Genomic DNA, 5,641 nt, shown 5'->3' on the forward strand with positions numbered 1-5,641 from the left:
AGTTCTACAGGTCTAGCAGTTACTAGACAATGGGGCGTTGCTGGTGATGTTCCTGCCCCTGGCAGATACGATAATGATGGTAGAACTGATTTTGCCGTCTGGCGACCGAGTGATGGGATTTGGTATGTAATTAACAGTTCTACAGGTGTAGCAGTTACTAGACAATGGGGCGTTGGTGGTGATATTCCTGCCCCTGGTAATTATGATTTCTCTATTAGGAATGACTTCGCAGTATGGCGACCGAGTAATGGCACTTGGTATATTTTTGGGAATTAGGACTAATAAGTAGTCAGACAGAATTAATTACACAATGTCATTGCGAACGCTCCATTCGCAATGACTGTAAATATTTTTGTCCGACTACTTATTTTGCCTGGTTAATTTCCTCCAAACAATATCTTTACCAACCCCGCTCTGACAAAGTTTGATTTTTGCTTATAGCGGTTCTCGCTTGAGTGAGATACAAGAACCCCACCCCCAACCCCCTAAGAGCAAGCGATGAGGGGACTATAATGTACCTTATATGATTAGGAAACGCTATACCTTCTCACTGCTTGTGGAGAACAGGGTGGTTTCATACGAATAAACATTCTCTCTCGTGAGGCTAATTCATACTTTCAGTCAACAACGCCCTTTTTCTCGCACTCCCCCTCAAAGAGGCTTTTGAGTAGGTATACCTACAGCACGAGGAAAATTAGCTGGTGTGGTAGCAACCTTACGCAAATACACACAGTGGCGGATGCTGTGACTCAGGGGTGTTGTAAATTGTTCGATTGATTCAATGACGCTACCCAACTGGTTCACAGCATTCTGTAAAGCAGCTGTTTCATCCTCTGTCCAATTACCGCGATAAATTATAGCTAAACCTCCCTGTTTGAGGAGTGGTAGGGCATATTCTGCACAAACAGAGGCTGCCCCTACAGCACGGATCAATGCAATATCGTAAGCTAGTCGATGCTGGGGGTGCTGACCGATTTCTTCAGCCCTACCAACTAGAGTTTTGGCATTGCTAAGAGCAAGTTCAGTTAATATATTGTCGATAAAATTAATTTTTTTCCGAGTGGAATCGAGAAGAGTAATTGTGCAATTAGGTATAGTAATTGCCACTGGAACACCCGGAAAACCTGCACCTGTACCAATATCGATGAGAGTAGGGGAAGCAGGGGAGAAATTTGCTGATAACAGAGGTGCAATTCCTCGCAGAGAATCCCAGAGATGTTTTTCCCAAAACTCTTGGGGGTCAGTGATCCGAGTTAAATTTAGTTGGCGATTACCTTCTAGGATCAACTCATAAAGCTTTTGAAATTGCGCTTGCTGTTGGACAGTTGGTTGCCAATTGAGAGTTTGCTGCCAGATTTCTGCCATCTCAGGCAATAAGTTTGTCATTGGGTATGGGCATTGAGCATTGAGCATTGGGCATTGGGCATTGGGCATGGGGCATGGGGTATTAGTTATTCCTTTCTTTCCTCACACCCCATTCCCTACTCCCCTTTTCATACCACTGGTAGAGGTTCTTTAACTTTGGCTTCTAGTGTCTTTGGGTCTACTGATTGTAGTTCACCGTGGTTGAGTGTCCAACAACGGTCTGCGATCGCTAACAGATCCCCAGCATCGTGTGTCACTACCAACAGCGTCCAATCTTGTTTCAGTTTCGCTAATAAATTTACCAGTTGCCGACGCATTGACCAATCTAACCCAGCTGTCGGTTCATCCAATAACAGTAAATTTGGCTGGCGAATCAATTGCACTGCCAAAGCTAAACGTCGTTGCTGACCACCACTCAAAGCATGGGGGGCAGCAGATAGCGATAAATGCTCTAATCCCACCTCACTCAGCGCCTGTCTGACTCGTTCTGACCCTAACTCAGGATGTCCTAAACGCAATTCTTCTAAAATCGAACCACCGCAAAAGTGCCGCTCTGGAAACTGAAATACTAATCCGGCTAATTGTTGTAGCTGTTCGGCTATAAGTTCTTGTTCCCGCCAGAAGAGAGCGCCAGTAGTAGGTTCGGCTAGTCCCGACAAAATTTCGAGTAGGGTGCTTTTTCCCGAACCACTCGGGCCAATAATCAAACCTAGCTGCTGGGGTGCTAATTCCAAGTTGATCGATTTGAGAATTGCTGTTGGGCACGCTGTGGGGTGATAATTTACATTTCGGAGATAGAGCATTTGTTAAGATTACCAAAAAGTCAGCAAATTACTGATTAACTACACTGAGAGTATCTGGGAAATTCTGGAAAAATTTCTAGCGCATTACCTGGATTAACACCTTAATCTAGCAGCAAGAATCATTTACTTTTTCTCCATTGTGGCAGACTCACCCTTAAACAATGGCTAGAGCAAGCCTGAAAACATAAAAAAATTACCAAAGCTAACCTTTATATAAGAAAATTTTGGTTGAAGCAGAGGCAAGTTAAAATTAACCATTTTTGCATTCTAAGTAACACATACAACTATTTCAACCGCAATTATTCTGAGGCTTAAAATGACTAAAATGTTTTCTTCACCTCAATTAGTAGTGTCTGCTAAACTCACTACCCTTGCTCAGACTGCTTTTGCAACTGCGATCGCCTTTGGCGTTGCCCCTTGGGCAATCGCACTTAATCTGTGGGTAAATCCCTCCTTGGCTGGCGATCCGTTTCGCAATCGCGAACCTCATCAAATTGGCGACCAAACAGAAGCAGCTTTTAAAGCGATTTTCCAACAGGGCGACTATCCAGCAGCAGAGCGTTATCTGCAACAAGCACTATCCAAAGAGCCAAATGAACCTCTAGCTTATGCCATCAGCGCATCTTTAGCATACGGAAATAAGGATTGGGCTAAACTCGACACCTACAGCCAGAAAACTCTAGAAACTGGACGAAAACTGATTTCTAGCGATCCATTACGTGGTAATTTATACACTGCCGTTGGTCATTTTTTAGAGGGTGCAGTAGTTATCACCCGTGAGGGTACAGTGAAGGGTGTGCCGCAAGCCTTTAGTCGGCTGCGACAAGTTTATGAGTATTTAGACAAAGCCGAAGCAATTTCTGCCAACGATCCAGAACTGAATTTAATCAAGGGTTATATGGATTTATTATTGGCGGTTAATTTGCCTTTTGCTAGCCCAGATCAGGCAATTGGAGGCTTAGAACAAAATGCTGCTCCGAAGTATCTTGTCGATCGGGGTATTGCTCTTGCTTACCGGGATTTAAAAAGGTATTCACAAGCACTAGAATATGTCAACCGGGCGATCAAAACTACATCCGATAATCCAGAAATTTATTATCTCAAAGCCCAAATCCTGAAAGAACTAGGGAAAAAAGAAAAAAGCCAGCAGATGATCCAGGAAGCGATCGCTAATTTTGACAAAGCATTGACTAAAAAATCCCAACTCCCAAGCGATTTAGTCAAACAAATTGAGCGTGAACGCAGCAGTGCTGTTAGCCTGAAGAATCCGGGGTAATTAAGCATTGGGCATTGGACATTGGCGATTAATTTTTTCTCTATCCCTTATGCCCTATGCCCCATTCCATATCCCCTACTTTGATATGCTTATTTGCAGAAGAGTAATTGAGATATTAGACCAAAATGGAGATTCAGTTCCGCGAAATTAATCCTTTTGATATGTGGATTTGGCTGAAATTCAGCACAAATCCTTCTGCGCGTGAAAAGCAGTTTGTAGAAGAAGTTTTCAATTCCTGGTTTTATCTGGGTAAATTGGGTGCATTTAATGCCGAGAATCTTCAGGTGCAGGACACTGGACTCGATATCAGCTACATGAATTATGATGAACAAGGGTATGACAAAAGTCTGCTAGCACTGATGCACAACATTGGTGAGTTTGAATATGAGGGACAGTGGGGGCGTTGTTGGTTTGACTTAGGAACCAGTGATGCGATCGCTCTGGATATTTTAATCAACGCTCTCAGCCAGCTAAGTCAGGAATATGTCACCATTGAAGAATTGTACATCGGTGGCGAAAATCCAGATTGGCCTATTGAGGATAGCGAAAGTCGTCCTCAGTCTATCTACGATAATTAACAAAAATGAATAAAGCAGGTGAAATTAGGGTAATAGCCTTGGGGCTAATTCGGAATGGCGAACGCATATTTGTTTCTGAAGGCTACGATCCCGCAAAGCAAGAAACATTTTATCGGGCTTTAGGCGGTGGTGTCGAATTTGGCGAAACCAGCCGCGCCGCCTTAGAACGGGAGTTTCAAGAGGAAATTCAAGCAGACTTAACGAATATTAAATATCTAGGTTGTATAGAGAACCTGTTTACATTTAATGGTAGGCAAGGTCATGAAATTATTCAGCTTTATCAATGTGACTTTGCTGATTCAAAATTTTATAAACTGGAAAGTTTAGTTTTTTCCGAATCACAGCATCATAAACATAGAGCGTTATGGATAGATATTGCTCGCTTTAAATCTGGCGAATTAATATTAGTACCTGAAGTTTTTTTTGAATATTTATAAATTATCTGGAATTTACTAAGATTACTTTGGTGTTAATGATGCCACCGCACTCAACAAAGACACAATATACTGGTTGAGACTAACGCCTTCCCGTTCCGAAGTCTCAGCTAAACGTCGATGTAAAGATTTCGGCATCCGTACTAGTAGTTTACCGCTATAGCTATCATTATTACTTGGTAAGGGAATATTATCGCCGACTTCATAAGCTGTCTCAATCCACAATTCCCGCGCCTCATTGAGATTTGCCATTGTCTCTTCAAGGGTTTCGCCTTGGGTAAGACATCCAGGTAAATCTTTAATTTGAGCTACATATCCCCCCTCTGGGTCGGGGTAAAGTGTTACAGGGTACTGAAGATTTAAATAATATAATGTATCTGGATCTAACTCTTGGGTTTTTCCTGCACGGTATTCAGCCATTGCTTCGGTTGCCAGGAAAGCGAGTCTGTCGGGGGAACGGGCGAAAGCTTCATCCCAAGAGCGTTCATCTTCTAGTTCTTCCAAAATCATTGCCGCGATCGCATCTTGTTCATTAGCAGGCAAATTTTTTAGTTTGGCGATCGCTTGTTCAAGTAGCTCAGTCATGGCTGTTATACGAAAGTCATACTATAAATTATCCCTGTTGGGGTTGTTAGGGTGCGATCAATAAGAATGCAGTCGAGGTTAATATTAACTTCTCATCGAAGCCGGAACATCTGAGTCAGGGGAGTTCCGAAAAATAGCTCCACGGGCAAGTAAATTAGCTTTGTCTTCTTCTGTTAAGCCACGGTTTTCTCCAAAGATAGTGCTTTCTACAACGGTATTGGTGAAGTCAGCCTCACTAAGGTTAGCTCCAATAAGGTCAGCATAGCTAAGGATGGTATTTAGAAGATTGCTCCCATAGAGATCAGCCCTGTAAAGTTTAGCTCCGCTAAGGTTCGCCTCATGGAGGTTAGCTCCGCTGAGGTCAGCCCCAAGAAAGTTAGCTCCACTGAAGTTAGCTGCTCTGAGGTCGGCTCCACTGAGGTCAGCCCCAATAAAATTTGATTCATTAAGATGGGATCTACTAAAGTTGACCTCACTGAGATGTCCTCTGCTGAAGTTGGCTTCATTAACAGTAAACCAAAAAGTTTTTTCCCAAGAGCGATCGCTAATCAAGTTTACGTACTTCAAAGTACTATATACTACTAAATATATAATTAATGC

At 42.7% G+C, this 5,641-nt stretch carries 8 protein-coding genes; 4 read left to right on the forward strand and 4 right to left on the reverse strand.

The features are described 5' to 3' along the window. The coding region (locus V7K62_RS29160) for a hypothetical protein (RefSeq protein WP_334870368.1) at positions 1–276 on the forward strand (276 nt) is incomplete at its 5' end. Positions 277–651: 375 nt separating this feature from the next. Here the strand turns inward: V7K62_RS29160 and rsmG are convergent. After that, positions 652–1,386 (reverse strand): 16S rRNA (guanine(527)-N(7))-methyltransferase RsmG, encoded by a 735-nt coding sequence (rsmG, locus tag V7K62_RS29165; protein WP_334870370.1) that lies wholly within the window; start codon positions 1,384–1,386, stop codon positions 652–654. Between the two features lie 107 nt (positions 1,387–1,493). Continuing rightward, positions 1,494–2,168 carry an ABC transporter ATP-binding protein gene (locus tag V7K62_RS29170; protein WP_334870372.1) on the reverse strand — a complete coding sequence of 225 codons (675 nt, stop codon included), beginning with the start codon at positions 2,166–2,168 and terminating at the stop codon, positions 1,494–1,496. Between the two features lie 316 nt (positions 2,169–2,484). Here V7K62_RS29170 and V7K62_RS29175 point away from each other — a divergent pair, with 316 nt between their 5' ends. The 3 genes from V7K62_RS29175 (at position 2,485) to V7K62_RS29185 (ending at position 4,459) form a co-directional block, all read left to right on the forward strand. Further along, positions 2,485–3,444: a Sll0314/Alr1548 family TPR repeat-containing protein gene (locus V7K62_RS29175; RefSeq protein WP_334870374.1), complete on the forward strand. Its 960-nt coding sequence runs from the start codon at positions 2,485–2,487 to the stop codon at positions 3,442–3,444. 125 nt (positions 3,445–3,569) lie between these two features. Continuing rightward, a complete protein-coding gene (locus tag V7K62_RS29180) occupies positions 3,570–4,022 on the forward strand; it encodes a DUF3531 family protein (protein ID WP_334870376.1) in 453 nt (150 codons plus the stop codon). A 5-nt stretch (positions 4,023–4,027) separates the two neighbouring features. Further along, positions 4,028–4,459, forward strand: coding sequence for an NUDIX hydrolase (locus V7K62_RS29185; protein WP_334870378.1), 432 nt, complete (start codon positions 4,028–4,030; stop codon positions 4,457–4,459). Between the two features lie 21 nt (positions 4,460–4,480). Here the strand turns inward: V7K62_RS29185 and V7K62_RS29190 are convergent, their stop codons facing one another. Further along, positions 4,481–4,876 carry a type II toxin-antitoxin system HicB family antitoxin gene (locus tag V7K62_RS29190; protein ID WP_334870382.1) on the reverse strand — a complete coding sequence of 132 codons (396 nt, stop codon included), beginning with the start codon at positions 4,874–4,876 and terminating at the stop codon, positions 4,481–4,483. Positions 4,877–5,125: 249 nt separating this feature from the next. After that, the coding region (locus tag V7K62_RS29195; protein WP_334870380.1) for a pentapeptide repeat-containing protein at positions 5,126–5,641 on the reverse strand (516 nt) is incomplete at its 5' end.

It is taken from the genome of Nostoc sp. (assembly GCF_036917935.1).
In the GTDB taxonomy this organism is placed as follows: domain Bacteria; phylum Cyanobacteriota; class Cyanobacteriia; order Cyanobacteriales; family Nostocaceae; genus Nostoc.

Excerpts from the sequence above, each read along its gene's own strand:
- V7K62_RS29190 (WP_334870382.1), bottom strand. The coding sequence starts at position 4,876 with ATGGCTGAATACCGTGCAGGAAAAACCCAAGAGTTAGATCCAGATACA.
- V7K62_RS29180 (WP_334870376.1), top strand. The coding sequence starts at position 3,570 with ATGGAGATTCAGTTCCGCGAAATTAATCCTTTTGATATGTGGATTTGG.
- V7K62_RS29175 (WP_334870374.1), top strand. The coding sequence starts at position 2,485 with ATGACTAAAATGTTTTCTTCACCTCAATTAGTAGTGTCTGCTAAACTC.
- rsmG (WP_334870370.1), bottom strand. The coding sequence starts at position 1,386 with ATGACAAACTTATTGCCTGAGATGGCAGAAATCTGGCAGCAAACTCTC.
- V7K62_RS29185 (WP_334870378.1), top strand. The coding sequence starts at position 4,028 with ATGAATAAAGCAGGTGAAATTAGGGTAATAGCCTTGGGGCTAATTCGG.
- V7K62_RS29170 (WP_334870372.1), bottom strand. The coding sequence starts at position 2,168 with ATGCTCTATCTCCGAAATGTAAATTATCACCCCACAGCGTGCCCAACA.